We start from the raw sequence: 25,458 nt of genomic DNA, 5'->3' as shown, positions 1-25,458 counted from the left end.
TGTGGACAAATTCAGTTCAGTTTAGACAGCTTTTGCTGCAACTCCGCCAACTGCTTCTTGATGTCGTCCAGATCCTCACTCGACTGGGGTTTGGCCTCGCTATCCGTTTCCGGACCGGACCAACTGCCGGAAATGCCGCTGGTCATCGCCTTCAGAAATGCCTTTTGCTGCGCTTGCAGCGCTTCGAAACCCGGAATCTGGGTCATCGGATTCATCGCAGACATGTTTTCCATCATTTTGCTTTGGCTTTCGCGCAGCATTTCGAACGAGCTTTGCAGGAATTGCGGCATCACTCCTCCGCCCGGCAACATATAGCTGCGCACAAGATCGTTCAGCACGTTCACCGGCAGGACATTCTCACCGCGGCTTTCATGCTCGGCAATGATTTGCAGCAGATATTGCCGTGTCAGATCATCCCCAGTCTTCAGGTCTATGATCTGAACTTCGCGACCGTCACGTATGAATGCCGCAATATCTTCGAGCGTGACATAGTCACTGGTTTCAGTGTTATACAGCCGACGGCTGGCATATCGTTTGATTAGCAACGGTTTTTCTTGTTCTGACACCGTCTACCCTCCCCAAGGAATGATGCATTGCAGCAGAGATTATGCGAGTGCAGAACAAAAAGAAAGGGCAGGTCTTTCGACCTGCCCAACGCGATTGCACCAAATGGGAGGAGTGGGTGCGCCTCGCTATCTTACCTTACTTGGCGCCAGCTGCTTTTTTCGCAGCAGTGGACACGTCGTTGGTTGCTTTTTTGACAACGGCAGTTGCATCTTCTGCAGCGTTTTTGCCAGCAGCCATCAGCAGCTCAACGGTTTCCGACTGAACTTTTTTCGCGATTTCAGCGAAAGCAGCCAGGTTTTCAGCAGCAACTTCAGCCGACGCGCTTGCGTAGTCGGTTGCAGCTTTTGCGTAATCTGCAGGGTCAGATTTCGCTTTCGACATATCGGACAGTTTGGCCAGGGTTTCCTTGGTCCATTTGTTCGAAATCTCAGCCGATTTCTCAGCCGCTTCCAGAGCAACGCCCGACAGCTTTTCGTTCAGGGTCGCGGTGGTGTTGAACGCACCTTCCAGAGCGGTGGTGTCAACAGGGAATGCACCCATCATGTCTTTCAGGGTCGCGGTAAAGTCTTGAGTCTTTGCCATTGTCCAAATCCTTTGCTTGCCGATCCGGGCCAACCCCGGGCTTCATCAGCTTGAGGACAATATCGTTGCTGCATCGCAGCATTGCAAGTTTTTTCTTGCTGCGCTGCAGCAATATTTTTCTAAACTGTTAAAAATCAATCTGTTGCCTTCACCAAAACATAGGTTCCTGGTGCTTCGGCCAGGGAAGCGTATCCCGAATCGCCCACTTGGCGCGCGGGGATCTGCTTGCCGGATCTCTTCTTCAGCCAAGCTTCCCACTGCGGCCACCAGGACCCTTTATGAAAATCGGACTCTTTCATCCATGCATCGGCATCCGCATTCAGATCAGGGTTGGTGTAGTGGCCGTATTTCTTCTTGCTCGGCGGGTTCACGATGCCTGCTATGTGACCGGATTCCGAAACGACAAACGTCTTCGAACGTGACCCCATCTGCTGCACACCCCGATAACAATCTTTCCAGGCGGCGATATGGTCGGTTTCACAGCTGATGGCCATCAAAGGAACATCAACGTCGCGGATATGCAGTTTGTGCCCAAGCAAATCGAAACCGTCGGTCACAAATTGATTTTTCTGGCAAAGCCCCCGCAAATACTCGATTGCCATTTTGCCCGGAAGATTTGCGCCATCCCCGTTCCAGTAGAGCAAATCAAACGCCGGAGGGGTCTCGCCCATCATATAGCTTCGAATGGCAGGGCCGTAGATCAGGTCATTCGATCGCAGGAACGACATGGTACGACCTATGACCCATGCTTTTAGGATACCGTCTTTTGTCACTTGTTCTTGAATGCCATCGACAAAGTCATTCTGTAGGAACGGCGTGAATTCCCCCTGTTCACCGAAATCGGTCAAGGTTGTGAAGAAGGTCGCCGATTTGATGGATTTGTCGCCACGCTGCTTCATCAGGGACAGCGTCAAGCTCAACGTGGTGCCGGCAATGCAATATCCCACCGCATTGACCTGCTTGACCTTACAGATCGACTTGACGGTCTCGATGGCGGTCAGAAATCCCTCTTCGACATAGTCGCCCATACCGACCTCGGCATGAGAAGCATCCGCATTAACCCAACTTACAACAAACAGGGTATAGCCTTGCTCGGTCACCCATTTGATGAGGCTGTTCTGCGCCTTAAGGTCCAGAATATAGTATTTGTTGATCCAGGGCGGAAACAGAACGATCGGGGTCTCGTGTACGGTCTCGGTCGTGGGTTTGTACTGGATCAACTCCATAAGCCTGTTGCGATAGACCACGTCGCCCGGAGTTGTCGCGATATTCTCGCCAAGCTTGAACGCGGATTCATCCGCCAGTCTGACAACCATTTCACCATTATTGGCTTCTAGGTCCGCAACTAGATTCTCTAGCCCTTTGATCAGCGATTGCCCTTCCGTCTCGACCGCCTTTTCCAGCGCGTCGGGATTGGAGGCCAGGAAATTCGTCGGAGACATCAAGTCAATGATCTGTTGCGAAAAGAAATGCAGCCTCTGCTTGTCCTTGCCGTCCAGATCGTCGACCGAAGCAACCGCCTGCGCGATTGCATCGGCATTTGTCTGATACTGCTGGCGAATAAACCGGAAATAGGGGTTGGTGTCCCAAAGAGGGTTTGAGAACCGTTTATCCTTGGGTCCGGGTTCGCTGTCCTCGACCCCGCCGGCGGCCAGCGCCTGCTGAGCCTCAGCAAAGTTCATAACGGATTGTCCCCAGAAGGCGACCTGATGTTCCAGAAGCTTGGCGGGATTCTGCCACGCTTCGGCGAAATACGAAGTTGCTGCTCTTGCGAAAAGATCTTGATTCGGACCGTCCAACGCGGGAGTGTGTGCCTCTTTGCCAGCCATCACATCGATCAGCCTTTTCGACAATTCTTCGACTTTCGTCATATTTTCTCTAATCCGTTCAAGGTGTTCCTCGGACAGCTCTGGCGCGTTATCTTCACTTGTTGTCATTTTAACAATTCCACCCTAACCTCGCTGCTATGCAGAATAACGTCGTGGGCGTCGGGGGGCAAAGCGACGAATGGTCCGAATTATCAGGCTGACACTCAGGAGGCCCATTTCATGCGCTACATGATGACCTACGATCTGATGGAAACGATGCGCAACACCAATCAGTGGATGGGTGCTACGGCAAGTGCCATAGCTTCTTATCCGCTGTTTTCGATGGTGCCCAACCCTGCGTTCAGCATGATGGCCGCCTGGGGCGAGGTGACTGAGCGGACGTTCCAGCGCATGGTTGTAAAACCCGACTGGGGAATCCGTACATTCACTTGCGAAGACGGCAAGGATCATCTGGTCGATATTGCCCCGGTGATCGAACGCCCTTTTGGTGATTTGATACATATACGTGTCAATGGCCGCGCTGAACAGCCCCGCAAGGTGCTGTTGGTCGCCCCGATGTCTGGACATTACGCCACTTTGCTTCGGTCCACCGTAAAAAGCCTCTTGGTGAATTGCGAAGTTTATATCACTGACTGGCATAATGCGCGCGATATCCCCGTGTCCGAAGGTAAGTTTGATGTAGAGGATTATACACTTTACCTTGTCGATTTCATGAAAGAATTGGGACCGGACACCCACGTTGTAGCCGTCTGCCAACCGGCGCCGCTGACTCTGGCCGCCACAGCCTATCTGGCCGAGGTCGAACCCAAAGCCCAACCCAGTACGCTGACATTGATCGGCGGACCTGTTGACCCGGATGCCACACCTACCGACGTGACCGATTTTGGCCGTCGCGTGACAATGGGGCAGCTGGAAGAAACCATGATTCAGCGCGTCGGCTTCAAGTATAAGGGCGTCGGGCGCATGGTGTATCCCGGCCTGCTGCAGTTGGCCTCGTTCATGTCGATGAATTCGGACCGGCATTCTCAGGCGTTTTCCGAGCAGATCCAGAGGGTTATGCGGGACGAGGCTTCGGATCACGATGCCCATAACAGATTCTATGATGAATATCTCGCCGTCATGGACATGACCGCCGAGTTCTACCTTTCGACCGTCGAACGCGTCTTCAAAAACCGCGAAATCGCGCGCAACGAGTTTGTTGTTGCGGGGCACAAGGTGGATATCGGCAAAATTACAAACGTTGCAGTCAAAACAGTCGAAGGTGCGAATGACGACATCTCGGCCCCTGGCCAGTGCATTGCTGCGCTCGAGCTGTGTACAGGGCTGCCGGACTCGAAAAAAGCCAGCCATGTCGAACCTGGCGCAGGTCACTATGGCATCTTCGCCGGCCGTAGCTGGCGCGACAATATCCGCCCATTGGTGATCGAATTTATGAACGCCAACGCCCGCAAACCCTCGCGCAAAGCGGCCAACCGCAACAAAGTGGCCTAACGCCGATGGGAAAGAAAGTCGCCAAACAGACGGCTTTCGCCTGCAACTGTGGAAAACTCTTTGGCAGCATTACAGCCAGAGGCGTTCAGTACGGAACGCATGTAGTCTGCTTTTGCCGTGATTGCCGGGCCGCGCAGATATATTTCGGGCAACCGGACCCTGCGCCGGAACCGGTGGAGATTTTCCAAATGGCCCCTGAAGAAATAAGGATCGACGGCGGCATCGAACACCTGGCCGCGATGCGCCTTGGCCCCAAGGGGATGCTGCGCTGGTATGCCAGCTGCTGCAATGCGCCGCTGGCGACGACATCAAATACTCCAAAATTTCCGTTTGCGGGCTTTGATGTGAAACGAGTTTCCGACCCGGACTGTTTAGGGCCGGTTACGACCCAAGGGTTCATTCCCCAGGCCGATGGAAAACACAAACACAAGCGACTGGGTTACGCTGTCTCCGGGATTGTTACGCGGGTACTAAAATCCCGGCTTTCTGGCAGCTGGAGGGACACCCCGTTCTTTGATCAGAATACGGGCCAGACGATCTCAACCCCGGTCATTCTCAGCAAAGAACAGCGTAAAGCGCTCTACGCGTAATCCAGCGCAGGCTTCACGCTGAGCCAGGTCTTCAGCGCCTCGGTGACATTTTCAGGCGATTCCAACGTAGGCAAATGTCCTGCATCCTTGATGACGTGCAGTTCTGCATTTGGGATCAGGTCCGCCATGAACGCATGCCTTCGCACCGGAACAACCGTGTCATGCGCCCCACATAGCACCAAAGTCGGGGCCGTGATCCGGTGCAGGTTGCCCTGCTGATCCGGGCGACGCTGCAGCGCACGAATCTGACGCTCGAACACCTGCGGGCCCAAATCCAACGCCATCGAGATGACATCAGCAAGAATGGGAATACGTCGAGGCCCCGGGGCCAGCGAATCCGATCCAATCAGCCGACGCATCACTTCCTCTAACCGACCCATCTTGGCGGCGACCAACAGCTCCTCCCGCGCGGCTGCGGTCTGGGGCGATTCCGAATGCGCATCCGAAGCCATCAGACACAAGCGCGACACCCTCTCGGGTGCATATCGGACAATTTCCAAAGCGACTACGGCGCCCAGGCTTAGGCCCGCCAATGCAAAGCGTTGTGGCAACTGAACCAATAGGCCCCGCGCGATCTCTTCAATCCGTTCAGCAGTCGAAACCGAAGCGACCGTCACGGCGCGATCACGTGACAGGGCGCGCATCTGATGCTCAAATACCCGCGCATCACACATCAAACCGGGCAAAAGAACCAACGGCTCGATCAAACAACGCCTCCTTTGGAAAAGTCACTCAAATCGTCGTCATTAGTTTCAGGATGAGAGGTTTTGTATGGTTCGGCAAGTTAAAGTTCAGGGGTAGCGGATACCGCGAAAAGCGGGGAAGTCCGCATATCGTCTTTGCCGCTCAAGTTCACCCTCGCCAGGCGTGCCTCCTGGGCGCAGAAGGCAGCCCCGCGGCGCGATATAGCTGTCGATGCGCTTATGAGGCACAGGCCTCCAGACCAGATTGAAAGCACAGAGTTTTGGAAAGAACCAGATTTCGGAATATTCCAGATGGTCGTGCATCCACCACGCCAAATCCCGCCAATCCCGCCCCGCCTCATATTGATCCGCAAACCATGGGATCACGATCGATGCACCGGCAATCCGATCATCACCCACCGCGCGATCCCAGATGTGACATTCCAGCGGGTTATCATTTCGCGCGCAATTCAGCCGGTTTTCATTACCGAAACGGTTCAATGATGCCGAGCGATAGCCGGATCGTACGGCAATCCGGCCAAAGGTCTCCTCAAGCGGGTCCAGCAGGGTTTCGCAAAGCGCCTTTCCGGTTTCGATGGCAAGGTCGGGATCGTCAGGAAAATTCTGCTTTTCGTGAAAATTGCCTATTTCCGAATACAGAAAATCGCGCATGAAAAAATGACAGGACAGACGCACACGACCGAGGGTTTCAAGGCTCCACATACTGCCTGGTCTACGCATTGTTTCTTCCTCACTCGATCCCCAAGGTATTCAGCCATCTCAGAATACCAGCCACCACATCGTCGGTCTGCCCCGGAGACATCAACCGCCCGGCGATCACATGGGAATTAGGATCGTCCCCGGGCCCCATTGTTACCAGCACAACCGACGCAGGGGCGCCCCATGCTTTGGCAATCTCGTGGGTCAGGTCGGCACGCACGACCTGATCTTCATTCGAGAACCAGAACAACGCGGGAACCCTTGCGTCTGAAAAATCCAGCGCATAGACCACATCCACCAGCACTGTCATCGGCACCACGGCCTGCCAAGGGTAGACCGCCGACCAGAATTTGTTCATTTCCGGGTTCACCCCTGCGACGCCCCGGGTTTCACCCATAATCAGGGGCAACCAGATGCGCGCCCAAGGCAATCCGGGTATCCATGCGCCGGCCGCTTTAACGCCGAAATTCGGAGAAACAAATACGATCCCCGCAACGTTTTGGCTCAGCTCTTCATTCAGTGCGGCCGCAGCTGCCAACGTGCCGCCGGTTGATGTCGAAATCACCACGACCTTTTCCCCAACCGCCCGTGCAGCAGCCAGCCCTTCGGCAAGATCCTGCATCCAACCCGAGGCCGTCGCCTCACCCATTGCATCCCCCCCGCGACCATGACCCTGCAGCCGCGTGTAGACCAGATTGGCGCCCAACGTTTCGGCGAGCAGATCGGGAACCGGTCGGATCTCTTCGGATGATGCAGAAAACCCGTGCAGATATAGAATCGAAACAGGTGTTCGCTGCTCTTTATAGCCCTCTTGCCAAATAACTCGCTTTTCGACCCCCGGAATGATGTCGGCGAATGCAGATTCCACACTTTCGAAATAGACCTGCACCCCTTCACCGAATTTGCGCGCGTCAAATGTTGGGGCCAGATCAACCTTCTCACGCGGGCCAAACCAATAGATCAGGCCAAACGCAACGATCAATGTCAGAAAAACGCGACCCAATATCCGCATTATTGGGCTGCCATCACATCGAGAACGGCTTGTTCGATCAACCCAAGGCATGGGCCATCCGAAAAGCGATGATCGGCGTGCTTGATCAATGACAGGCGCATATCGGGCCCGAACGCATGTTCAATCAGGCGCACTGCTGTTCCGATTGAAACCGCTGTGTCTTCGGTACCTTGCAAAAACCGCACGGGAAAAGGCATATGCAGAGGCTTGCGCAGGACCAAATGTTGGCGACCATCTTCGATCATCCGTTTGGTCACGATGTAAGGCTCCATATAGTCCGAAGGCAGCTCGACATGGCCAACAGTTTCCAGTGCCTGTTTCTGGTTTTTCGAGAATGAAGCCCAATACCCGTCCTCGGTAAAATCCGGCGCAGCAGCGATGGTCACCATTCCCTGAATCCGATCTGGCAGCGCTTTGGCCAACAGCAGCGCCTGCCACCCCCCCATGGACGAGCCGACAACAATCAGCGGCCCATCCGTCAATTCCGTGATCGCGGCCAGCGTATCCTCATGCCAGTCACCAATGCATCCTTCTTCGAACTTGCCCCCGCTTTCACCGTGACCTGAATAGTCGAACCGCAGAAATGAATGGCCACGCCCCTTCGCCCAGGCCTCCAAATGCACCGCCTTGGTGCCTTCCATATCGGATTTGAGCCCGCCCAGAAACACGATGGTCGGCCCGGTGCCCTCGCTTTTGTGATAGGCCAGCCGCCGTCCCTGCGCCGTTTCCAGAAAATTCGTCGCTGCCATGACACCCTCTTTTCTTTTTCCGATATCATGCACGCCCCACCCCCAAGTGCAATTCCCAGATCCCCCTTCATCTGGCCAAAAATACCTCTGGGAGCGCGAGGGGCCGGCCCCTCGCGCCGGCCCTTGACAGGTTCACCCCCACCTGACAAATGAAGCGAACACAACATAACCCGCAACCGGGCGTTCAGTGGGCGCCAAACCGACGAGGAGAGCCAGCCATGGCCTTGGACGCACAGTCAATCTCTCTCACTTTTCCTGACGGCAATGCACGATCCTATGACGTGGGTGTAACCCCTGCGCAGGTGGCCGCCGACATCTCGACCTCACTGGCCAAAAAGGCCATCTCAGCCACGGTGAATGGCCAGCATTGGGATCTGCAATGGCCCATTGAATCTGATGCCGAAATCGCCCTGCACACCATGAAAGATGAAGATCAGGCAAACGAACTGATCCGCCACGACCTGGCTCATATCATGGCCCGCGCCGTGCAGGAGATCTGGCCCGATACCAAAGTCACCATCGGCCCCGTCATCGAAAACGGCTGGTACTACGATTTCGACCGGGCCGAGCCATTTACGCCCGAAGACCTCGGCGCGATTGAGAAAAAGATGAAGGAAATCATCAACAAACGCGACACCGTGACCACCGAGGTCTGGGACCGTCAGCGCGCGATTGATTTCTACACCGAAAACAACGAGCCCTATAAGGTCGAACTGATCGACGCCATACCGGGCGACGAGCCATTGCGCATGTACTGGCATGGCGACTGGCAGGACCTGTGCCGTGGCCCGCATCTTCAGCATACCGGCCAGGTTCCGGGCGATGCGTTCAAGCTGATGTCCATCGCCGGCGCCTATTGGCGCGGTGACAGCGACCGTGCGATGCTGCAACGCATCTATGGCGTGGCTTTTACCGGCAAGGAAAAGCTGAAAGCGCACCTGCACATGCTGGAAGAGGCTGCCAAGCGTGACCACCGCAAGCTGGGCCGCGAAATGAACCTGTTCCACATGCAGGAAGAGGCTCCGGGCCAGATCTTCTGGCATCCGAATGGCTGGAAGATCTATACCACCCTGCAGGACTATATGCGCCGCATGCAGGAACGTGACGGCTATGTCGAAGTCAACACACCGCAGGTTGTTGACCGCAAATTGTGGGAAGCCTCGGGCCACTGGGACAAGTATCAGGAAAACATGTTCATCGTCGAAGTCGACGAGGAACATGCCCGTGAAAAGGCCGTGAACGCCCTGAAGCCGATGAATTGTCCCTGCCACGTGCAGGTGTTCAATCAGGGTCTGAAATCCTATCGCGATCTGCCTCTGCGCATGGCCGAGTTCGGGTCTTGCGCGCGGTACGAACCCTCTGGCGCGCTGCATGGTATCATGCGGGTGCGCGGCTTTACCCAGGACGATGGGCATATTTTCTGCGCCGAAGATCAGATCGAATCTGAAACCGCAAAATTCATCGCGTTTCTGTCGAAGGTCTATGCCGATCTCGGTTTCCATGATTGGACCATCAAGCTCTCGACGCGCCCGGAAAAACGCATCGGGTCGGATGAAAGCTGGGATCTGGTCGAAAAAGCCCTGGGTGACGCCTGCAAGGCCGCAGGATACGACTATGAGCTTCTCGAAGGCGAAGGCGCCTTCTACGGACCCAAGCTTGAATTCACCCTGACCGACGCGATCGGCCGTACTTGGCAATGCGGCACCCTTCAGGTGGACCCCAACCTGCCCGAGCGGCTGGACGCCAATTTCATTGGCGCGGACGGATCGAAGCACCGCCCCTTCATGCTGCATCGTGCAACGCTGGGTTCGTTCGAACGGTTCATCGGCATCCTGATCGAAGAACACGCGGGCAAATTGCCCTTCTGGCTGGCCCCGCGTCAGGTCGTGGTCGCTTCGATCACCTCCGAGGCTGACGGTTACGTGCAGGAAGTGGTTGAGACACTCAAGGCCGCAGGTGTCCGAGCCGAGGCGGATATCCGCAACGAAAAGATCAACTATAAGGTTCGTGAACACTCGGTCGGCAAAGTTCCGGTCATTCTGGCCGTCGGTCACCGTGAAGTTGAGGACCGCACAGTCAGTGTCCGTCGTCTTGGTGAGAAACAGACACAAGTGCAGCCGCTTGAAGCTGTAACAAATGAACTGTCGCGGGCCGCTACGCCGCCCGACCTGCTGTAACAATCAGCGGCAAATTGCACAAAATCCGGCCCTCTCTGAGGGGCCGGATTGAAACATTTGCGTTTTATCTCTTCTAAAACAAACTATTAGTTTGCAAGATGTCATGACAGTCATTGACGGGCTCGTGAGACACAGGCTCGTGAATTCAACTGTGACCTGCAACCCATTACCTTTGTCATTGTCGAACACAGACATACGCAGTCATCAAAAGGATAACCGAGATGTCGAACACCGCTAAATCCCTTGTCATCGCTAGCGCCGTAGCCGCAGCCGTTTCAGGCATGGCCACAACTGCATCCGCACAAGCCAAAGAAAAGTGCTATGGCGTTTCTCTGGCCGGTCAGAACGATTGTGCCGCCGGTCCTGGCACCACGTGCGCGGGCACCTCGACTGTTGATTATCAGGGCAATGCCTGGACGCTGGTAGATGCCGGCACCTGCGCCGATATCGACCTGCCTCAGTCAGCTGACGGCGCTGCCCGCAAGGGATCGCTCGAGCCGCTGGAGCGCGACCTGCCGGCATAAGCCTGAGTTTTTGCCAAATCTGAGGGGCGGGCAAGTATCGCCCGCCTCTTTTTTCAAGACCGCGAGGTTACCAGATGCTGGACAGCACAATCCGATCGAACAGGCTGCCTGCGGCACCAGGCGTCGGCTATAAGCCTCAGCATTTCCAGCAGATTCTGGATCACCCGCAACCGGTCGCATGGCTGGAAATCCACGCCGAGAATTACATGGGCGATGGTGGCCGCCCGCTGGCACAGCTGCGGCACTTGTCGGAACACTTCCCGATTTCCGTCCACGGCGTTGGCCTGTCCATCGGCAGTGAAGGCCCGCTGGATACCGACCACCTGGCCCGTTTGAAACACCTCGTCGGCTGGCTCAACCCCGCCAGCTTTTCCGAACATCTGGCCTGGTCGACACATGACAGTCACTTCCTGAATGATCTGTTGCCCCTGCCCTATACCGACGCAACCCTTGCACGGATTTGCGATCATATCGACCAAGTTCAGAATGTCGTTGGGCGACAGATGCTACTTGAAAACCCGTCAAGCTATCTAGCATTTGATGAAAGCACGTGGTCCGAACCCGACTTCCTGCGCGAAATTTCGGGCCGCACCGGATGCGGGCTCTTGCTGGATGTGAATAACGTTTTCGTATCGGCGACAAATCTCGACTTCTCACCGCAGAGCTATATCGACGCCTATCCGCTGGACAAGGTTGGTGAGATCCACCTTGGCGGGCATGATGAGGATGAAGACGACCACGGGCTTCCCTTGTTGATCGATAGCCACGGGCGAGAAGTGGTTGATCCGGTTTGGGCTCTTCTGAATTATGTGCTTGAACAATCGGGACCAAAACCTGTTCTGGTGGAATGGGATACCGACGTCCCTGATTGGCCTGTCTTGCGTGCCGAAGCCGATCGCGCCCAAGCGGCACTGGACCGCATTCCAGCATGAGCGTGTCGCAAGAAGAGTTTCATCTGGCTTTGCTGGATCCAGCCATGTCGGTGCCTGAGGGCCTTGTAGACGCGTCGGATCAGCCGGCGGGACGGCGTTTCAGTGTTTATCGCAACAATGTTGCCGTTTCGCTGACCGAAGCCATGCATCAGGCCTTCCCGGTTATCGCCAAGTTGCTGGGTTCGCAAAACATGGACGGGTTGGCCGGGCTTTTTCTGCGCAGCCACCCACCAACCTCGCCGTTGATGATGTTCTATGGCGAAGCGTTTCCGGATTTCCTGGCCGGGATGGATCAGCTGTCGCATATCGGGTACCTGCCCGATGTGGCGCGACTGGAACTGGCCCTTCGCCGATCTTACCACGCGGAGGACAGCGTGCCAGCGCCGGACGACGCATTAGCCGTGCCACCCGAAGATCTTTTCCGGGCCCGATTGGAATTCGCACCTTCGATGCAGATCTTGCGCTCGGACTGGCCCATCTTTTCGATATGGCGGTTCAATACCGAAGACGGCGCACCGAAACCCCAAGCTGGTGCTGAAGATACCCTGATCACGCGCCGCGAATATGATCCTGTTCCTCAGGCCCTGCCGCAAGGCGGGGCGGGTTGGATCGCCGCTATGCAGGCCGGAAACACAATCGGGCAGGCATTTGAAAACACTACCGAAACCACCCCGGATTTTGATCTTGGGGCCACTCTGGCGCTGCTGTTACAGGGCGGCGCTATCACTTCTGTGACTATTGAAAGGCTGGCAACATGACTGCCCTGATCTCTCTTCATAACAACGTCCTGGGACGGATCGACAGCTCGGCCAACTGGCTGACACCAACCCTGGCGCGTCTTGTCTTTGTTGCCGTGTTGCTTGTCTACTACTGGAACTCAGCCACCCTGAAAATCGACGGATCGATTTTCTCTCCGTCAGCGGGGGCGTTTGGGCAGATTTTCCCCAAAGCGGCAGAGGCCGTACTTTATGACGTAACCCAGATGACTTTTTTCCAACGCGTCGTAATCTTTCTGGGAACAGCCGCCGAATTTGTCCTGCCAGCCTTGTTGCTGATCGGCCTGCTGACCCGGGTGGCAGCCCTTGGGATGATTGGGTTTGTTTGGGTCCAGACCATTGTCGACGTGACCGGTCATGGCGTCAAACTGGGAGGCCTGTTCGACAACGCACTTACTTTGATGGATCAGCGCGTGATGTGGACTTTCCTGTTTCTGGTCATCGCGATAAACGGCGCAGGCCCGATCTCGATCGATCGCATCCTGCGCCTGAAGTAACTCAGAAATGTGCCTTGGGCTCGTCCGGTTTACCCGCGGCCAGCCCAAGGAGACCCGCCACGGCGGCAAAGGCGACCGGGAACATGGTGAACACATTGAACCCGAACGCATAATACATCCCAGCCGCAGAAATCAGCAGCAACACGCCACCAATCAGAGCGCGGGCATGTGCCATCGCCCCGCCCGCAATAGCCAATAAAGGCGCAAGGATCGCCGCGGTTCGGATCAACTGCGCATTGTCCACCTGCTCGGCAATCCCGTCGATTTCGCCAAACCTGTCGATCAACTCGACATATCCATAGCCAACAAACCCGACCAACATGCCGATCAGACCGGCAACTACCCCTAAAATCATCGCTGCGTTACGCATTTAGAACCCTCTAGCTTGCGACCAACCACATAAGTACCCACTCAGCCAACGCCAAGGGCTGCCTGCGTTTCAGCCGTCCAGCCCAGATAAAGTGCACCGTCTTTCTCAACAAGCGGTCGCTTCATTAAGGTTGGGTGTTCCTGCAAGAGTTCCAGCGGCTCTTTTTTGCGCTGCTCTGCATCCAACCCGCGCCACGTTGTCGACCTGGTATTGAGCAAAGCCTCGCCGAAACGTTTTAGGGCCTGCGCCAGTACCGCATCCGGCACACCTTGCGCGCGAACATCGATAAAATCCGAACCCTCAAGCAATTTCAAAGCCTTACGGCAAGTATCGCAAGTCTTCAATCCATATACGCGCATTTTCAGGCTGCTCCTGTTTCGATCTTGATAATGGGCAAATTCGCCAGTGTATTCCGGTATTTCTTGATTTTTTACTTCACCGTGCAATGTTGAAAAAGACGAAACACGTAATTCGGGCCGTGTCGTGTGGACGAGACGGTGATGTGTTGCGGTTACGTCAATCGCTACCCCCACCAATTTTGTGGGACAACGTGCAAGTAGAAGGAGACACGGGAAATGCCAACTGGCACCGTGAAATGGTTCAATACCACCAAAGGCTATGGGTTTATTGCCCCTGATGAAGGCGGCAAGGACGTATTTGTTCACATCTCGGCCGTTGAAAGATCTGGTCTTACCGGACTCGCTGACAATCAGAAGGTCGCTTACGAACTGGAAGACGGACGTGACGGCCGACAAATGGCTTCAGATTTGAAGCCACTGTAAAATCCCGTTACTGCGGGTACGAAAATCAGGACAACGGCCAATTTCAGGCCGTTGGCCATCGAAAGTGATGTGCCTATTCTCGCGCCCTGCTGCTTTCGGGGCGCGTGGTTCAATTTTTCCACATGGCACGATTCAGGACGTACTGGTCGCACAGGTGACCACTATCGTCCAGTTGCCGGATTATCTAGTCCACACTTCCATCAGTTGTTCAGGATCGCACATCCCGGCTCTTGCCCGGTCAGAGGTGAACTGGAGCGCAAGTTTTTGGTGCATGTAGCCGTGGGTTCGCAAATCACCATCGACGATGGGGGGACTCGGCCTGTGCCACGCGAGGCAGGAACAGGGTCAGACAACCGGTTTTGATCAAAACTGAAAGTGTCATGAAACGATCGCAACCATTTCATGACGCCCCGTATAGACAGACCGCAAGCGCACTCAACTTTCCTTGATGATCGCCTCGAACTCACGCCATTCCCGCCCGGTCATGCCCGAGTTTTCCTGCGTGACCGTCTCTCCGGCCAACATCCGACGCAGGCTGTCGACCATCTGCGCGGAAAGATTGACCGCACCCAGGCGGTAATCTTCAAACGCCTTATAGGCGGCCGGCACCCAATCAGCGACGATCTTGCACATGGCATCGGCGTAAACACGAATTTCGTATTGGGCATGAGGATCCGCGCGCAGACGCAGGAAGTGGAACAGGTTGTGCAGGTCAACCTTCCAGTACCATTGCGTGTAGATATTCGCCGGAAGGTTCATCCGCGCCAGTTCACGCGCTAGCCCTTGCTGCCCGTCCTGACCCATCATCGCCTCGTAATTGTCATAACAACGCGCGCTGTCAGCTTTCAAAATCTCAAGGACGCGCGCGGCTTCTTCGCCCTGCAACGTATCGCCGCGACCCTGATTGTTGATCTCGGACTGCGCGGACACGTGCTCGGGTGCCGGGATATAGAATTCACGGTCCAAAATCGAATAGCGCGCCGAATATTCATTCACATTCGCTGTCCGGTGCCGAATCCACTGTCGCGCGACAAAAACCGGTAACTTGACGTGCAACTTTATCTCGCACATCTCAAACGGGGTCGAGTGCCAGTGCCGCATCAGATAGCGGATCAACCCTTCGTCATTTTGCACTGATTTGGTGCCCTTGCCATAGGACACGCGTGCGGCCTGACAAATCGCAGCGTCATCACCCATATAGTCGATCACGCGCACAAAACCGTGGTCCAGAACCTGATGCGCCGTGTACAGGTGTTCCTCCATCCCCGCAGCTACAACACGGCGTGTTGGATGCGATTGCGCCCGTTGCGCTTCGATCTCGGCCAGTTGGTCAGAGGACAGCGGCATGAAATTTCCTTTCCAGCAATGAGTCGCCTGCCACTATATATCGCCAATCAAAAGACAGGAACCGCGATATGTGCGCCCACATTTGCATTTTCAGAATTGTGTCCGTGCGGCCTCTCGACACGTGATGTACGCGCGCTAAGGTGCAGGGCATCACCGGAACAGAAAGGAACCCGCAATGGGGCTCACTTACCTCCACACCATGGTTCGCGTGAAGGACCTGGACAAATCCATGGCGTTTTACAAGTTGCTGGGCCTTAAGGAAACGCGCCGCTATGACAGCGAACAGGGGCGGTTTTCCCTGATCTTCATGGCTCCTGCTGGGCAAGAGGATCGACCAATCGAGTTGACCTATAACTGGGATGGGGATGACGATCTGCCCAACGACAGCCGCCATTTCGGCCATCTCGCCTATGGAGTCGACAATATTTATGAAACCTGCCAGCACCTGCAGGACAATGGAGTCGTGATCAACCGGCCACCGCGCGACGGCCGAATGGCGTTTGTCAGGTCACCCGACAATATCTCGGTAGAGTTGCTACAAAACGGTGATGCGCTGGAACCGGCCGAACCCTGGGCCAGCATGGAAAGCACCGGGCACTGGTGATCCGCTGGTTGATCACACTGGGCCTAGCCTTTTTAGCCAGCCCTCTGCGGGCCGAGCCCTGTCGCCTTGCGCTTGCGCTGGCAATGGACATTTCAACATCGGTAAGCGCAGAAGAGGACGCGCTGCAAAGGCAGGGCCTTGCCGCAGCGTTGGTTGCCCCCGAGGTGACCGAGGCCTTCTTTTCCTCGCCGATGCCGGTCGCGCTGGCTGTTTATGAATGGAGCGGCCGGGACGTTCAGCATATCATACTGGGCTGGACGATGATCAACACGCAGACCGATTTGCTGGTGGCAGCGACCACGATACAGCAATCGGTCCGATCAGACAGCGACTCGGCCACGGCGATGGGGTATGCGCTGGCCTTTGGGGCGACGCTGATGCAGCAGGCCCCGACATGTCTTTTTCAAACCATTGATCTGTCAGGTGACGGTTCGAACAACGATGGATATGGCCCGGATTCCGCCTATCGGCATTTTCCCTTTGAGAATACGATTGTGAATGGCCTGGTCATTAATGCCGCCGACTTCGAAGGCGAGCTGTATCTGATTCCCTTTTTTGAAAACAATGTCCTGTACGGCCCCGGCGCGTTCCTGGAAATCGCCGACGGGTTCCAGGATTTCGAACGCGCCATGCGGCGCAAACTTGAACGCGAACTAAAAGGTATGCAGATCGGCGCATTGTCGGGCCCCGGCCAGCGATGATACGTGCGCTTGCAACGATAGTCAGCATATCGGCCACCTCTGCGGCATCAGAATGCCGCCATGCTTTGGCTTTGGGCCTGGATGTGTCGGGATCGGTCGACAGCTCGGAATACCGGTTACAGCTTGGCGGCTTGGCAGGTGCTTTGCGCAGGCCCGAGATTAAGCAACTCTTTCTTTCAAACACAGCAAACCCGGTACACATCGCGATTTATGAGTGGAGCGAACCCGGCCACCAACGCCTGTTATTGGGCTGGACCGCAGTACAATCGGACCTCGATCTGGAGCGCATAGCCACCCTGCTCGACCATGTGAAACGCAGCGGCGCTCCGCAAGGAACCGCCGTCGGGTCCGCCATGCTGTTCGGTGCCGAACTTTTGGGCCAGAAACCCGATTGCTGGAAGCGGACATTGGATCTGTCGGGGGACGGAAAGCACAATATCGGCCTGCATCCAAGAAATGCGAAACAGACGCTCTCTGACGACGGTATCACGATCAATGGACTGGTCATCGGTGCCGACGACCCTGACATCGGTAGCACCCGCTATGTTCAGGTCGGAGAGCTGCTGGCCTATTTCAAAGCATGGGTCATCCTTGGCCCCGGCGCCTTTGTTGAGGTTGCCCTGGGCTTTGACGATTACGAAGAAGCAATGACCCGTAAACTGATCCGCGAACTTGAAGGCCTGATCCTATCGGATGCGGGACAGAGGCCGACCAAGCATCAGTAGATATAGCGGATCTGATCCGTCCAATACCGTTCTACCCGCCGCAATGCTCCGGTAATGTCTTCGATCCCTTCCAGTCCAAGCACGCCGCGCGATTGTAGGCCTTCGGCATGTCTCGAAAACAGCTCGGAGACGATATCGCGGATTTCCCGGCCCTGTGGCGTCAACCGGACACGCACCGAACGGCGGTCTATTTCGCAACGTTGATGGTGCATATACCCCATCTCGACCAATTTCTTGAGGTTGTAGCTGACATTGCTGCCTTGATAGTAGCCGCGGCTTTTCAATTCACCAGCGGTAACCTCATGATCTCCGATATTGAACAAAAGCAACGCTTGAACCGCGTTGATCTCAAGAACTCCGACCCGTTCAAACTCATCTTTGATGACGTCCAACAACAAACGATGAAGCCGCTCGACCAGAGCAAGTGCCTCAAGATAGCTGGTCATGAAGCCTTTGACCCCCGGCGCGGAGACCTGCATTTCCAAACTCATACGATCCTCCGATTCATTCGCGCAGTTTCAGGCAGAATGAAGCGAAAAGCCGAAAAATCAGTTAAGCTGGATAATCTTTATTTTTGAAAGGTTTGTGCGATTTCGGAAACAAGGTCCGAGAATTGGGCAGGTGGCAGGACCTGACCGGTGACCCATTGATACAGGTCCTGATCATTCTCGTGCAACAGGGCGTCGTAAACATCCAGCCCTGTTGCATCCATGGAGTCCAGATTGCGGTCTGCATAGGCAGCCAGAATCAGATCCATCTCTTTGATGCCGCGTCGCATGGAACGCATTTTCATCCGTTTGATCCTGACATTGCGCGGTTCGGCCACTATTCCGCCTCCAGCATCATGCGCACACGTTTCTCCAGCCTTGCAGCCCGCTCGGCGCTAGCGCGCATCTCGCCTCGGATTGAACGAAGCTCGGATACGATTCCGGCCAGGTCAGGTGCGTTTTCTCCAGCCTCGACAGGGGCGTCCATCCCGTCGCCCTCGCCGGTGAGAAGCCACATGATCGAAACGTTGATCATGCCTGCCATCATCGACAGTCGGTTGGCCCGGGGCTCAGACAGATCATTTTCCCAGGCGGCAATCGTAGACTTCTTGACACCCAGCCTGCGGGCCAGATGTGCCTGCGTCATCCCCGCTGCTTCACGCGCCCCTGCCAGCCGGTCTCCGAATGTCGCCGCGTCGGGTCCGTACCAGTCATTTTCGTCGTTCATCGGGGTCTCCAAATCTCTTGTTTTATATCGCTTGATCGTCGTTCAGGCGCACCCTATGACAGTCAGGCTAAACATACAAACTGAGGCCGACCATGAGTTTCCTGTCTGCGACACTGTCACGCGTAAAACCATCTCCAACAATCGCGATGACAGCCAAGGCGGCCGAATTAAAGGCAGCCGGACGAGACGTAATCGGCCTAAGCGCCGGGGAGCCAGATTTCGACACGCCCCAAAACATCAAGGATGCTGCGGTGGCGGCCATCGCTGCTGGAAAGACCAAATACACCGCGCCCGATGGCATACCAGAGCTGAAGCAGGCGGTTTGCGCCAAGATGAAACGTGATCATGGACTGGACTATTCGCCTGCTCAGATCTCGGTCGGAACCGGTGGCAAGCAGACGCTGTATAACGCGCTGATGGCCACCATGAACGCAGGCGATGAGGTGGTCATACCTGCACCTTATTGGGTTAGCTATCCCGATATGGTTCTTCTGGCCGGGGGAACGCCTGTGACAGTTGAAACGACCTTGGAGAACAGTTTCAAACTAACCGCTGAACAGCTTGAGGCAGCAATTACACCAAGGACCAAATGGTTCATCTTCAACTCTCCGTCCAACCCAACCGGTGCAGGGTATAGCCGTGCGGAATTGAGAGCTTTGACCGATGTCCTGATCAGGTACCCGCATGTTTGGGTAATGACGGATGATATGTACGAGCATCTGGCCTATGACGGGTTTGAGTTCTGCACACCGGCAGAAGTCGAGCCCAGGCTTTATGACCGCACCCTGACCTGCAATGGTGTATCCAAAGCCTATGCTATGACTGGCTGGCGGATTGGCTATGCAGCAGGGCCTGCCGAATTGATTGCGGCAATGCGCAAGGTTCAGTCTCAATCGACCTCGAACCCCTGCTCGATCAGCCAATGGGCGGCGGTAGAGGCGCTGAACGGTACACAGTCCTTTCTGGCCCCGAACAATGAAACGTTCAAACGCCGCCGTGATCTGGTCATCAGCATGCTGAACCAGATCGAAGGAGTGACCTGCCCAACTCCGGAAGGTGCGTTTTACGTCTACCCTTCCATTTCCGGGTTGATCGGAAAGACCACGCCTGCAGGCACTTTGATCGACACAGACGAAGCCTTCGCAACCGCGCTTTTGGAAGAGGCTGACGTTGCAGTCGTCTTCGGCGCTGCGTTTGGGTTGTCCCCCAACTTCCGCGTCAGCTATGCTACGTCAGATGAAGCGCTGACCGAAGCCTGCACGCGCATTCAGAGGTTTTGTGCTTCGCTGACCTGATCGGAGACCTTATGACTGCCGAATTGCCTGAGTACTATTTCCGCATACGCGAAAACGGTGCCGCGGTTTTCCGGATCGACACGGAAAACCGCCAACGTCGGATTGAAATGAACCAGATCGCGGTCATCAACATCCGCAATGGAGAGGTGAAGCCGCAGGGTCAGCGCGCTCTGACTGAGGCGGATCAGGCCGAAATCGAGCGCTGGATGGCAGAACGTAAAGATCTTCTGGCGCAGCGCGATATCGACGATATTCACCGCGCGGTGGACTATCTGAACCTAACCACACAGTGGGCCCAGTCCAAAGCGACTGACCAACAGCTCGAGGACGTTACGGACCGGCTACTACTGGCGATGCATGATCTGCGCAGCGTATTGGTTCGGAAGAAAGCCGACCGGCTGAACAATGGCTAATTTGCCTTCACGCTGCCGGTTCAGCGATTATACGCACTGATCGCAGCCAGAAGCGCGCCATCAACAGTACGGCGGCACAGGCAAGACCCAGCACAAGGCCCAACCAGACACCGACGCCCTCCATGCCGCGGATGAACCCAAAATAGTAGGACGCCGGAATTCCGACGACCCAATAGCTTAGCCCCGCCATGACCATTGGCACCTTGGCATCCTGCAATCCGCGCAATAGGCCCAGCGCGATCACCTGTGCACCGTCCACCAGCTGGAACAACGCAGCCATGGCCAGCAACCCGGTACCTATGGCCAGAATCTCGGGGCGTTTCGGATCCTGCGGTTCCACAAATACGGAAATCAGAGGCTCGGCGCAGGTCAGGAACAGGATGATTGTCAGGATAGACACCACAAGGGACATCCCTGTCACGGCGACGGCACCTTTTTCCAGATGCGCGCGGTCCTTGCGGCCAAGCGCATTGCCCGCCCGGATCGTGGCAGCGTTGGACAGGCCCAGATGCACCATGAATGTCGCCGAGGCGAGGTTCAGAGCGATCCCATGCGCCGCCAGCGGCACCTGACCGATCCAACCCATCATAAAGGCCGACATCGCGAACAGAGACACTTCGGCCAGCAGGGTCAGCCCGATGGGTATGCCTAGCTTCAGAACGCTCAGCAGCATCTCCCAGTCGGGCCGCCAAAACCTTTGGAACAGGCTATGCTCGGGCAGAACTTTTACAGCATAGATGATAACCGCAATTAACGACACGGTCTGCGTCACGACCGAAGCGATAGCGGCGCCCATCACGCCCAGTTCAGGCGCACCCCAGTTGCCAAAGATCAAAGCATAGTTGGTCAGACCGTTCACCACCGCAGCAGCAACGGTGATCCACAAAACAACCTGGGTTCGCTCCAACGCCGCAAGGTAGGACTTCAAGACCATTACCACCAGAGCGGGGAACAGACCCCAGCCTGCAACCCGCAGGTATTCCGATGCAGTTTCCGCCACCTGTGGATCCTGATCTGTGGCGATCAAGATCGGGTATGACCACCACAGCAATGGCATTACCACTGCTGCATATAGCAACGACAACCAGAGCCCCATGCGGGTCGAACGGCGAATGCTGGTTTCATCGTCTTCGGCAGCGGCTGTTGCCACCATTGGCATAACGGCCAGACCGAACCCGCCCCCGAACAGGAACAGGACAAAGTAAAAGCTGCTGGCCAACGTGACCGCCGCCAAAGCTTCGACCCCGTACCAGCCAAGCATGATCGTGTCCGTCAGACCGATTGCGAACTGCGCCAGATGCCCGCCAACCAATGGCAGGCCCAGGACGGCAATGGCACGGAAATGGCCTTGATATGTCATCACCTTATTCATTCCACCAGCCATAGGCCCGGCGAAAGGCCGGGACAAGACCGGAACAGAGAAATTTCAGAGTGAGACATGGATCCGGGACAGGTGCCCTGCCCCGAACCTTAGGCCTAGCAGCGGGCGTCAGGATGCAGTGCGTTGCCCAGAATATGCTCGGATCGGTGGATCACATGATGCGCCTGACCCACGATCAAAGGATCGGGCTCGCCAACAATGCCGTGATCCTTGTCCGGGTAATCAAGTGTCGACAGAAAGTGGCGCATACAGTTCAGACGAGCGCGTTTTTTGTCATTCGATTTCACGATGGTCCAGGGCGCATCAGCGGTGTCTGTATAAAAGAACATCGCCTCTTTCGCCTCGGTATAGTCATCCCATTTGCCAAGGCTTGCCTTGTCGATCGGAGATAGTTTCCATTGCTTCAACGGATCGGTCTCACGGCTTTGAAACCGCCGCTGTTGTTCGGGTTGCGTGACCGAAAACCAGTATTTGTAAAGCTGAATTCCCGACCTCACCAACATCCGTTCAAGCTCTGGCGTCTGGCGCATAAACTCTAGGTACTCGTTCGGAGAACAGAACCCCATCACCCTCTCGACCCCGGCGCGGTTGTACCAAGAGCGGTCGTAGAACACCATTTCACCAACGGTGGGAAGCTCGTGCACATAGCGCTGATAGTACCATTGGCCCTTTTCTTCCCAGGTGGGTTTGTTAAGGGCGACCACGCGCGCCTGACGGGGGTTTAGGTGTTCCATAAACCGTTTGATTGTACCGCCCTTACCAGCCGCATCGCGCCCTTCGAACAGCAATACGAACCGTTGACCGGTTTCCTGCGCCCACAGCTGAACCTTAAGCAACTCAGCCTGCAGTTTGGCCTTCTCGGCCTCATAGACCCGCCGGGGCATCTTGCGATGATAGGGATATCTTCCGCTTTCGAATGCCTTGCGGATCTTTTCCGGGCTTGGCTCGGAAACAGCACCTGCAACAGATGTTTCGTCATTCACGCGAGGTAGATTTTGCTCGGGTTGCGCAGCTGCATCCATTCATATTCTCCTTTTTTCACTGTTCGAAAAAACGGCTAGCAGAACCGAAGCTTTCGCGCTTTGATTGGGGTCAAACCAAATTCACTTATACGGCGAAAAGGCCAAGAAACATGGAAACCCGATTTCAGATCCTGAATGGCCAGAGGTTTCATATTCGCCGTTGGGGGTCATCCGACCTGCCACCCTTGCTGATGCTGCACGGCTTTCCGGAATATGGTGGGGCATGGGCCGATCTGGCGCCACATCTGGCATCTCATTTCCATTGCATTGCCCCTGATCAACGCGGTTACGGCCAAAGCTGGGCACCAGAGGGTGTCGGCCAATATGCCACGTCCGAGCTGGTCTCGGATATGATCGCACTTGTCGAAGGTCTGGATACGCCAATCAGTGTTCTGGGCCATGACTGGGGCGCCGCGGTCGCCTATGGCCTGGCCATGTTCCGCCCAGATCTCGTCGGTCGCCTGATCATCGCAAACGGCGTTCACCCGGTGCCCTTCCAACGGGCTATGGCATCGGGCGGCGCACAATCCGCGGCCTCTCAATATATTAACGCGCTACGGGCCCCTGATGCCGCAACACACTTTGCCGCGAACAATTTTACCCGCTTAGAAAGTTTCTTTCGCCACGGGATGGGCTTGGACTGGCTGTCCGATGACCGGATGGAGGACTATCGCACTGAATGGGCCCGTCCCGGTCGTCTGAATGCCATGCTGAACTGGTATCGGGCATCTCCGCTGGTTGTGGCGAAACCGGGCGAGCCCTGCACAGACCTGCCCCGGCTTCCGGTCGAGCGGCTGATGGTTCTTTGTCCACATCTTTTGCTATGGGGCTCCGATGACAAAGCGCTGCTGCCCGAGGCGACAGACGGTCTGGAAGATTTCGCGCCCGACCTCACACGAGTCGATATTCCGGGCACGGATCACTGGTTACACCACCAGAAGCCCGAAGCAATGGCACAGGCAATCATTGAGTGGACAGACGGCTGAGGCCTATTTATGCCCCCAATCAGCAGGATCAGCCGAGTTATTGGGGGACAGCCCCAGAATATCACCCTCGGTGGAACATCCCAGCCCCAGAACGGTGCGGTTGGCATAGGCAAAATAGGCGCAGACCTGATTGATCTCGAGGATTTCACCATCGTCCCACCCTGTGTTGCGCAGGACGGCTATGTCGTCTTCCACCAGATCCGCCGGGGCCTGCGTCAGCTTGCGCGCATACAACATGGCCGCAACCTGAGCAGCCTCCAATGGAGCGCTTTCGGGTGTCCCAGCTTCGATCGCGGCACGGATTGCATTACCGCGCACTTCGTCGCCTAACAGCCTTTGCAACCCGTTGAAATGATGCTCGACACAGTACCCGCAGTGGTTCAGAGAACTGACCCAGACACCCAGAGTTTCGAGAAACCACTTGGGAATCTGATTGGCCGAATGGTGCAGCACATTCTTGTACAACGCCATATGTCCTTCCATCGAATGCGGCCGCAAGGAATGCGCCATCATGATGTTGTCGACATTGTTGTCGGGGCCGGTCACCCGCTCATACAGCTTGCGCAGCTTGCCCGTAGCTTGTTCGAAAGGAATGGTTTTGATCCAGCTCATTTAGCATGCCTTGTTACTGTTGTTCAGCTTCGCGAAAAGACTAGAAGCGAAAACTGAGCGTTGCGAGGTAAAAAGCAGAGCTTTTAGTACCTCGGGGCATCGAACCAGATAGATACACAAGGTTCGGGATTATTATACAACGTTTTGGGGTGCACATAGCGCCAAACCCAACACCACGTCGCCCCGGGCCCCACTATATTACAATTTTCATTTCGGTGTTTTATTCGCTTCAGTCACATAGACTATCAATTTTGCGAAAGAGATTTTGGAATTGCGCATACTCTGTACTGTCTTCGTGCTCTCCGGGATAGGCACCGTCGTCGCATTGACGCAACCCGGGCTCACCGATTGGGTATTGCTGGCTGGGCCCTGCTCATTGGCAAGTGTGGTATTGCTACTCAAAAACTGGCTGAAGCGATTTCAAAAAGCAAGAAAGTGGGCAGTCGTTGACGGATCAAACGTCATGCACTGGAAGGACGATGTTCCAAGTATCGAGACCGTTCGCGAGGTCACGATCGCACTGACCAAAGCAGGGCTAACGCCCGGAGTGGTCTTTGATGCGAATGTGGGATACAAAATTTCTGATCGATACATGAGTGACAAATATCTGGCGTCCAAGCTTAGGCTACCGAGAGATCGCGTTATGGTCGCTCCAAAAGGAACACCAGCAGACCCATTAGTCTTGCAAGCCGCCAGGGATTATCAAGCCAGCATCGTTACGAATGACCGATTCCGCGATTGGGCTGATGACTACCAAGATGTTCTAAACGACAGAAAACCAATACGCGGCGGTTACAAGGACGGAATGCTTTGGTTGTCCCTTTGATACCTCACCAATTTGCGGGTAGTTTTGCCTGACGTATTCGCTTGTATGTC

General features: G+C 55.6%; 31 protein-coding genes. 15 read left to right on the top strand and 16 right to left on the bottom strand.

Going from position 1 to position 25,458, the window contains the following annotated elements:
- Window positions 1-11: 11 nt before the first annotated feature.
- The 3 genes from phaR to AC2FGB_RS00595 all read right to left on the bottom strand — a co-directional run bounded on the left by phaR (window position 12) and on the right by AC2FGB_RS00595 (window position 3,086).
- The gene (phaR, locus tag AC2FGB_RS00605; protein ID WP_142633004.1) at window positions 12-566 is read right to left on the bottom strand and encodes a polyhydroxyalkanoate synthesis repressor PhaR; all 555 of its coding nucleotides are present in this window, start codon (window positions 564-566) and stop codon (window positions 12-14) included.
- Window positions 567-702: 136 nt separating this feature from the next.
- Window positions 703-1,149, bottom strand: coding sequence for a phasin family protein (locus AC2FGB_RS00600; RefSeq protein ID WP_142633002.1), 447 nt, complete (start codon window positions 1,147-1,149; stop codon window positions 703-705).
- A gap of 134 nt (window positions 1,150-1,283) precedes the next feature.
- Window positions 1,284-3,086, bottom strand: coding sequence for a PHA/PHB synthase family protein (locus AC2FGB_RS00595; RefSeq protein ID WP_496688531.1), 1,803 nt, complete (start codon window positions 3,084-3,086; stop codon window positions 1,284-1,286).
- A 111-nt stretch (window positions 3,087-3,197) separates the two neighbouring features.
- Here AC2FGB_RS00595 and phaZ point away from each other — a divergent pair, with 111 nt between their 5' ends.
- Both phaZ and AC2FGB_RS00585 read left to right on the top strand, forming a co-directional pair.
- Window positions 3,198-4,469: a polyhydroxyalkanoate depolymerase gene (phaZ, locus tag AC2FGB_RS00590; RefSeq protein ID WP_496693372.1), complete on the top strand. Its 1,272-nt coding sequence runs from the start codon at window positions 3,198-3,200 to the stop codon at window positions 4,467-4,469.
- Between the two features lie 5 nt (window positions 4,470-4,474).
- Window positions 4,475-5,059 (top strand): DUF6151 family protein, encoded by a 585-nt coding sequence (locus tag AC2FGB_RS00585; RefSeq protein WP_496693371.1) that lies wholly within the window; start codon window positions 4,475-4,477, stop codon window positions 5,057-5,059.
- On the opposite strand, the gene AC2FGB_RS00580 is transcribed toward AC2FGB_RS00585, so the two are convergent.
- The 4 genes from AC2FGB_RS00580 to AC2FGB_RS00565 all read right to left on the bottom strand — a co-directional run bounded on the left by AC2FGB_RS00580 (window position 5,050) and on the right by AC2FGB_RS00565 (window position 8,223).
- A complete protein-coding gene (locus AC2FGB_RS00580) occupies window positions 5,050-5,766 on the bottom strand; it encodes an alpha/beta fold hydrolase (protein WP_496688537.1) in 717 nt (238 codons plus the stop codon). The two genes, AC2FGB_RS00585 and AC2FGB_RS00580, sit on opposite strands and share 10 nt — an antisense overlap.
- An 84-nt stretch (window positions 5,767-5,850) precedes the next feature.
- Entirely contained in the window at window positions 5,851-6,465 is a 615-nt protein-coding gene (locus AC2FGB_RS00575; protein ID WP_496693504.1) for a hypothetical protein, read from the bottom strand.
- 28 nt (window positions 6,466-6,493) lie between these two features.
- The gene (locus tag AC2FGB_RS00570) at window positions 6,494-7,474 is read right to left on the bottom strand and encodes an alpha/beta hydrolase (RefSeq protein WP_496693370.1); all 981 of its coding nucleotides are present in this window, start codon (window positions 7,472-7,474) and stop codon (window positions 6,494-6,496) included.
- A complete protein-coding gene (locus AC2FGB_RS00565; RefSeq protein ID WP_282027330.1) occupies window positions 7,474-8,223 on the bottom strand; it encodes an alpha/beta fold hydrolase in 750 nt (249 codons plus the stop codon). Before AC2FGB_RS00565 ends, AC2FGB_RS00570 begins: the two co-directional genes overlap by 1 nt.
- 218 nt (window positions 8,224-8,441) lie before the next feature.
- Here AC2FGB_RS00565 and thrS point away from each other — a divergent pair, with 218 nt between their 5' ends.
- The 5 genes from thrS (at window position 8,442) to AC2FGB_RS00540 (ending at window position 13,129) form a co-directional block, all read left to right on the top strand.
- Entirely contained in the window at window positions 8,442-10,400 is a 1,959-nt protein-coding gene (gene thrS, locus AC2FGB_RS00560) for a threonine--tRNA ligase (RefSeq protein WP_142632989.1), read from the top strand.
- Window positions 10,401-10,621: 221 nt separating this feature from the next.
- A complete protein-coding gene (locus AC2FGB_RS00555; RefSeq protein ID WP_142632987.1) occupies window positions 10,622-10,924 on the top strand; it encodes a BufA1 family periplasmic bufferin-type metallophore in 303 nt (100 codons plus the stop codon).
- A gap of 74 nt (window positions 10,925-10,998) precedes the next feature.
- Window positions 10,999-11,856, top strand: a complete 858-nt coding sequence (bufB, locus tag AC2FGB_RS00550; RefSeq protein WP_281971867.1) for an MNIO family bufferin maturase — start codon at window positions 10,999-11,001, stop codon at window positions 11,854-11,856.
- Window positions 11,853-12,614 (top strand): HvfC/BufC family peptide modification chaperone, encoded by a 762-nt coding sequence (locus tag AC2FGB_RS00545; RefSeq protein ID WP_496688542.1) that lies wholly within the window; start codon window positions 11,853-11,855, stop codon window positions 12,612-12,614. Before bufB ends, AC2FGB_RS00545 begins: the two co-directional genes overlap by 4 nt.
- The gene (locus tag AC2FGB_RS00540; RefSeq protein ID WP_281971865.1) at window positions 12,611-13,129 is read left to right on the top strand and encodes a DoxX family membrane protein; all 519 of its coding nucleotides are present in this window, start codon (window positions 12,611-12,613) and stop codon (window positions 13,127-13,129) included. The genes AC2FGB_RS00545 and AC2FGB_RS00540 overlap by 4 nt, the downstream gene beginning before the upstream one ends.
- Before the next feature lies 1 nt (window position 13,130).
- Here the strand turns inward: AC2FGB_RS00540 and AC2FGB_RS00535 are convergent, their stop codons facing one another.
- Together AC2FGB_RS00535 and AC2FGB_RS00530 are read right to left on the bottom strand one after the other, a co-directional pair.
- Complete coding sequence (locus tag AC2FGB_RS00535; protein WP_142632981.1) at window positions 13,131-13,499, bottom strand: hypothetical protein; 369 nt, start codon at window positions 13,497-13,499, stop codon at window positions 13,131-13,133.
- Window positions 13,500-13,540: 41 nt separating this feature from the next.
- Window positions 13,541-13,858: an ArsC/Spx/MgsR family protein gene (locus tag AC2FGB_RS00530; protein ID WP_281972388.1), complete on the bottom strand. Its 318-nt coding sequence runs from the start codon at window positions 13,856-13,858 to the stop codon at window positions 13,541-13,543.
- A 216-nt stretch (window positions 13,859-14,074) separates the two neighbouring features.
- On the opposite strand from AC2FGB_RS00530, the gene AC2FGB_RS00525 reads away from it, so the two are divergent.
- Complete coding sequence (locus tag AC2FGB_RS00525) at window positions 14,075-14,281, top strand: cold-shock protein (RefSeq protein ID WP_142632979.1); 207 nt, start codon at window positions 14,075-14,077, stop codon at window positions 14,279-14,281.
- A 435-nt stretch (window positions 14,282-14,716) separates the two neighbouring features.
- Here AC2FGB_RS00525 and thyX read toward each other — a convergent pair whose 3' ends face one another.
- A complete protein-coding gene (thyX, locus tag AC2FGB_RS00520; protein WP_281971864.1) occupies window positions 14,717-15,628 on the bottom strand; it encodes an FAD-dependent thymidylate synthase in 912 nt (303 codons plus the stop codon).
- 175 nt (window positions 15,629-15,803) lie between these two features.
- Between thyX and AC2FGB_RS00515 the strand changes: the two genes are divergently transcribed.
- The 3 genes from AC2FGB_RS00515 to AC2FGB_RS00505 are packed head-to-tail and all read left to right on the top strand — an operon-like array spanning window position 15,804 to window position 17,658.
- Window positions 15,804-16,232 (top strand): VOC family protein, encoded by a 429-nt coding sequence (locus AC2FGB_RS00515; RefSeq protein ID WP_142632976.1) that lies wholly within the window; start codon window positions 15,804-15,806, stop codon window positions 16,230-16,232.
- Window positions 16,229-16,933 carry a DUF1194 domain-containing protein gene (locus AC2FGB_RS00510; RefSeq protein ID WP_271947892.1) on the top strand — a complete coding sequence of 235 codons (705 nt, stop codon included), beginning with the start codon at window positions 16,229-16,231 and terminating at the stop codon, window positions 16,931-16,933. The genes AC2FGB_RS00515 and AC2FGB_RS00510 overlap by 4 nt, the downstream gene beginning before the upstream one ends.
- A complete protein-coding gene (locus AC2FGB_RS00505) occupies window positions 16,930-17,658 on the top strand; it encodes a DUF1194 domain-containing protein (protein ID WP_496693369.1) in 729 nt (242 codons plus the stop codon). The genes AC2FGB_RS00510 and AC2FGB_RS00505 overlap by 4 nt, the downstream gene beginning before the upstream one ends.
- On the opposite strand, the gene AC2FGB_RS00500 is transcribed toward AC2FGB_RS00505, so the two are convergent.
- The 3 genes from AC2FGB_RS00500 to AC2FGB_RS00490 form a co-directional block, all read right to left on the bottom strand.
- Window positions 17,652-18,149 (bottom strand): MarR family winged helix-turn-helix transcriptional regulator, encoded by a 498-nt coding sequence (locus tag AC2FGB_RS00500; protein ID WP_496688549.1) that lies wholly within the window; start codon window positions 18,147-18,149, stop codon window positions 17,652-17,654. The two genes, AC2FGB_RS00505 and AC2FGB_RS00500, sit on opposite strands and share 7 nt — an antisense overlap.
- A 77-nt stretch (window positions 18,150-18,226) precedes the next feature.
- Entirely contained in the window at window positions 18,227-18,451 is a 225-nt protein-coding gene (locus tag AC2FGB_RS00495; RefSeq protein WP_281971861.1) for a succinate dehydrogenase assembly factor 2, read from the bottom strand.
- A gap of 32 nt (window positions 18,452-18,483) precedes the next feature.
- Window positions 18,484-18,873, bottom strand: coding sequence for a helix-turn-helix domain-containing protein (locus AC2FGB_RS00490; RefSeq protein WP_142632968.1), 390 nt, complete (start codon window positions 18,871-18,873; stop codon window positions 18,484-18,486).
- Window positions 18,874-18,965: 92 nt separating this feature from the next.
- Between AC2FGB_RS00490 and AC2FGB_RS00485 the strand changes: the two genes are divergently transcribed.
- Window positions 18,966-20,168 carry a pyridoxal phosphate-dependent aminotransferase gene (locus AC2FGB_RS00485; protein WP_496693368.1) on the top strand — a complete coding sequence of 401 codons (1,203 nt, stop codon included), beginning with the start codon at window positions 18,966-18,968 and terminating at the stop codon, window positions 20,166-20,168.
- A gap of 11 nt (window positions 20,169-20,179) precedes the next feature.
- Window positions 20,180-20,581 (top strand): hypothetical protein, encoded by a 402-nt coding sequence (locus AC2FGB_RS00480; RefSeq protein ID WP_281971859.1) that lies wholly within the window; start codon window positions 20,180-20,182, stop codon window positions 20,579-20,581.
- 7 nt (window positions 20,582-20,588) lie between these two features.
- Here AC2FGB_RS00480 and AC2FGB_RS00475 read toward each other — a convergent pair whose 3' ends face one another.
- Entirely contained in the window at window positions 20,589-21,953 is a 1,365-nt protein-coding gene (locus AC2FGB_RS00475; RefSeq protein WP_496677908.1) for an MATE family efflux transporter, read from the bottom strand.
- Window positions 21,954-22,057: 104 nt separating this feature from the next.
- A complete protein-coding gene (gene ppk2 / locus AC2FGB_RS00470) occupies window positions 22,058-22,984 on the bottom strand; it encodes a polyphosphate kinase 2 (RefSeq protein ID WP_281971857.1) in 927 nt (308 codons plus the stop codon).
- Window positions 22,985-23,094: 110 nt separating this feature from the next.
- Between ppk2 and AC2FGB_RS00465 the strand changes: the two genes are divergently transcribed.
- Entirely contained in the window at window positions 23,095-23,970 is an 876-nt protein-coding gene (locus tag AC2FGB_RS00465) for an alpha/beta fold hydrolase (protein ID WP_496693367.1), read from the top strand.
- Window positions 23,971-23,973: 3 nt separating this feature from the next.
- Here AC2FGB_RS00465 and AC2FGB_RS00460 read toward each other — a convergent pair whose 3' ends face one another.
- Window positions 23,974-24,582 carry a carboxymuconolactone decarboxylase family protein gene (locus AC2FGB_RS00460; RefSeq protein ID WP_282021855.1) on the bottom strand — a complete coding sequence of 203 codons (609 nt, stop codon included), beginning with the start codon at window positions 24,580-24,582 and terminating at the stop codon, window positions 23,974-23,976.
- Between the two features lie 265 nt (window positions 24,583-24,847).
- Between AC2FGB_RS00460 and AC2FGB_RS00455 the strand changes: the two genes are divergently transcribed.
- Complete coding sequence (locus tag AC2FGB_RS00455) at window positions 24,848-25,408, top strand: NYN domain-containing protein (RefSeq protein ID WP_246097118.1); 561 nt, start codon at window positions 24,848-24,850, stop codon at window positions 25,406-25,408.
- Window positions 25,409-25,458 lie beyond the last annotated feature (50 nt).

The sequence above is a fragment of the Ruegeria sp. CDSC021 genome (assembly GCF_059610845.1).
This window is presented reverse-complemented; position numbering and strand designations above follow the sequence as displayed.

What these genes read in the sequence shown, in the direction of transcription:
- AC2FGB_RS00600 (WP_142633002.1), bottom strand. Translation starts at nt 1,149, where the DNA reads ATGGCAAAGACTCAAGACTTTACCGCGACCCTGAAAGACATGATGGGT.
- AC2FGB_RS00595 (WP_496688531.1), bottom strand. Translation starts at nt 3,086, where the DNA reads ATGACAACAAGTGAAGATAACGCGCCAGAGCTGTCCGAGGAACACCTT.
- phaZ (WP_496693372.1), top strand. Translation starts at nt 3,198, where the DNA reads ATGCGCTACATGATGACCTACGATCTGATGGAAACGATGCGCAACACC.
- AC2FGB_RS00585 (WP_496693371.1), top strand. Translation starts at nt 4,475, where the DNA reads ATGGGAAAGAAAGTCGCCAAACAGACGGCTTTCGCCTGCAACTGTGGA.
- AC2FGB_RS00575 (WP_496693504.1), bottom strand. Translation starts at nt 6,465, where the DNA reads ATGTGGAGCCTTGAAACCCTCGGTCGTGTGCGTCTGTCCTGTCATTTT.
- AC2FGB_RS00570 (WP_496693370.1), bottom strand. Translation starts at nt 7,474, where the DNA reads ATGCGGATATTGGGTCGCGTTTTTCTGACATTGATCGTTGCGTTTGGC.
- AC2FGB_RS00565 (WP_282027330.1), bottom strand. Translation starts at nt 8,223, where the DNA reads ATGGCAGCGACGAATTTTCTGGAAACGGCGCAGGGACGGCGGCTGGCC.
- thrS (WP_142632989.1), top strand. Translation starts at nt 8,442, where the DNA reads ATGGCCTTGGACGCACAGTCAATCTCTCTCACTTTTCCTGACGGCAAT.
- AC2FGB_RS00555 (WP_142632987.1), top strand. Translation starts at nt 10,622, where the DNA reads ATGTCGAACACCGCTAAATCCCTTGTCATCGCTAGCGCCGTAGCCGCA.
- bufB (WP_281971867.1), top strand. Translation starts at nt 10,999, where the DNA reads ATGCTGGACAGCACAATCCGATCGAACAGGCTGCCTGCGGCACCAGGC.
- AC2FGB_RS00545 (WP_496688542.1), top strand. Translation starts at nt 11,853, where the DNA reads ATGAGCGTGTCGCAAGAAGAGTTTCATCTGGCTTTGCTGGATCCAGCC.
- AC2FGB_RS00540 (WP_281971865.1), top strand. Translation starts at nt 12,611, where the DNA reads ATGACTGCCCTGATCTCTCTTCATAACAACGTCCTGGGACGGATCGAC.
- AC2FGB_RS00535 (WP_142632981.1), bottom strand. Translation starts at nt 13,499, where the DNA reads ATGCGTAACGCAGCGATGATTTTAGGGGTAGTTGCCGGTCTGATCGGC.
- AC2FGB_RS00530 (WP_281972388.1), bottom strand. Translation starts at nt 13,858, where the DNA reads ATGCGCGTATATGGATTGAAGACTTGCGATACTTGCCGTAAGGCTTTG.
- AC2FGB_RS00525 (WP_142632979.1), top strand. Translation starts at nt 14,075, where the DNA reads ATGCCAACTGGCACCGTGAAATGGTTCAATACCACCAAAGGCTATGGG.
- thyX (WP_281971864.1), bottom strand. Translation starts at nt 15,628, where the DNA reads ATGCCGCTGTCCTCTGACCAACTGGCCGAGATCGAAGCGCAACGGGCG.
- AC2FGB_RS00515 (WP_142632976.1), top strand. Translation starts at nt 15,804, where the DNA reads ATGGGGCTCACTTACCTCCACACCATGGTTCGCGTGAAGGACCTGGAC.
- AC2FGB_RS00505 (WP_496693369.1), top strand. Translation starts at nt 16,930, where the DNA reads ATGATACGTGCGCTTGCAACGATAGTCAGCATATCGGCCACCTCTGCG.
- AC2FGB_RS00500 (WP_496688549.1), bottom strand. Translation starts at nt 18,149, where the DNA reads ATGAGTTTGGAAATGCAGGTCTCCGCGCCGGGGGTCAAAGGCTTCATG.
- AC2FGB_RS00495 (WP_281971861.1), bottom strand. Translation starts at nt 18,451, where the DNA reads ATGAAAATGCGTTCCATGCGACGCGGCATCAAAGAGATGGATCTGATT.
- AC2FGB_RS00490 (WP_142632968.1), bottom strand. Translation starts at nt 18,873, where the DNA reads ATGAACGACGAAAATGACTGGTACGGACCCGACGCGGCGACATTCGGA.
- AC2FGB_RS00485 (WP_496693368.1), top strand. Translation starts at nt 18,966, where the DNA reads ATGAGTTTCCTGTCTGCGACACTGTCACGCGTAAAACCATCTCCAACA.
- AC2FGB_RS00480 (WP_281971859.1), top strand. Translation starts at nt 20,180, where the DNA reads ATGACTGCCGAATTGCCTGAGTACTATTTCCGCATACGCGAAAACGGT.
- AC2FGB_RS00475 (WP_496677908.1), bottom strand. Translation starts at nt 21,953, where the DNA reads ATGAATAAGGTGATGACATATCAAGGCCATTTCCGTGCCATTGCCGTC.
- ppk2 (WP_281971857.1), bottom strand. Translation starts at nt 22,984, where the DNA reads ATGGATGCAGCTGCGCAACCCGAGCAAAATCTACCTCGCGTGAATGAC.
- AC2FGB_RS00465 (WP_496693367.1), top strand. Translation starts at nt 23,095, where the DNA reads ATGGAAACCCGATTTCAGATCCTGAATGGCCAGAGGTTTCATATTCGC.
- AC2FGB_RS00460 (WP_282021855.1), bottom strand. Translation starts at nt 24,582, where the DNA reads ATGAGCTGGATCAAAACCATTCCTTTCGAACAAGCTACGGGCAAGCTG.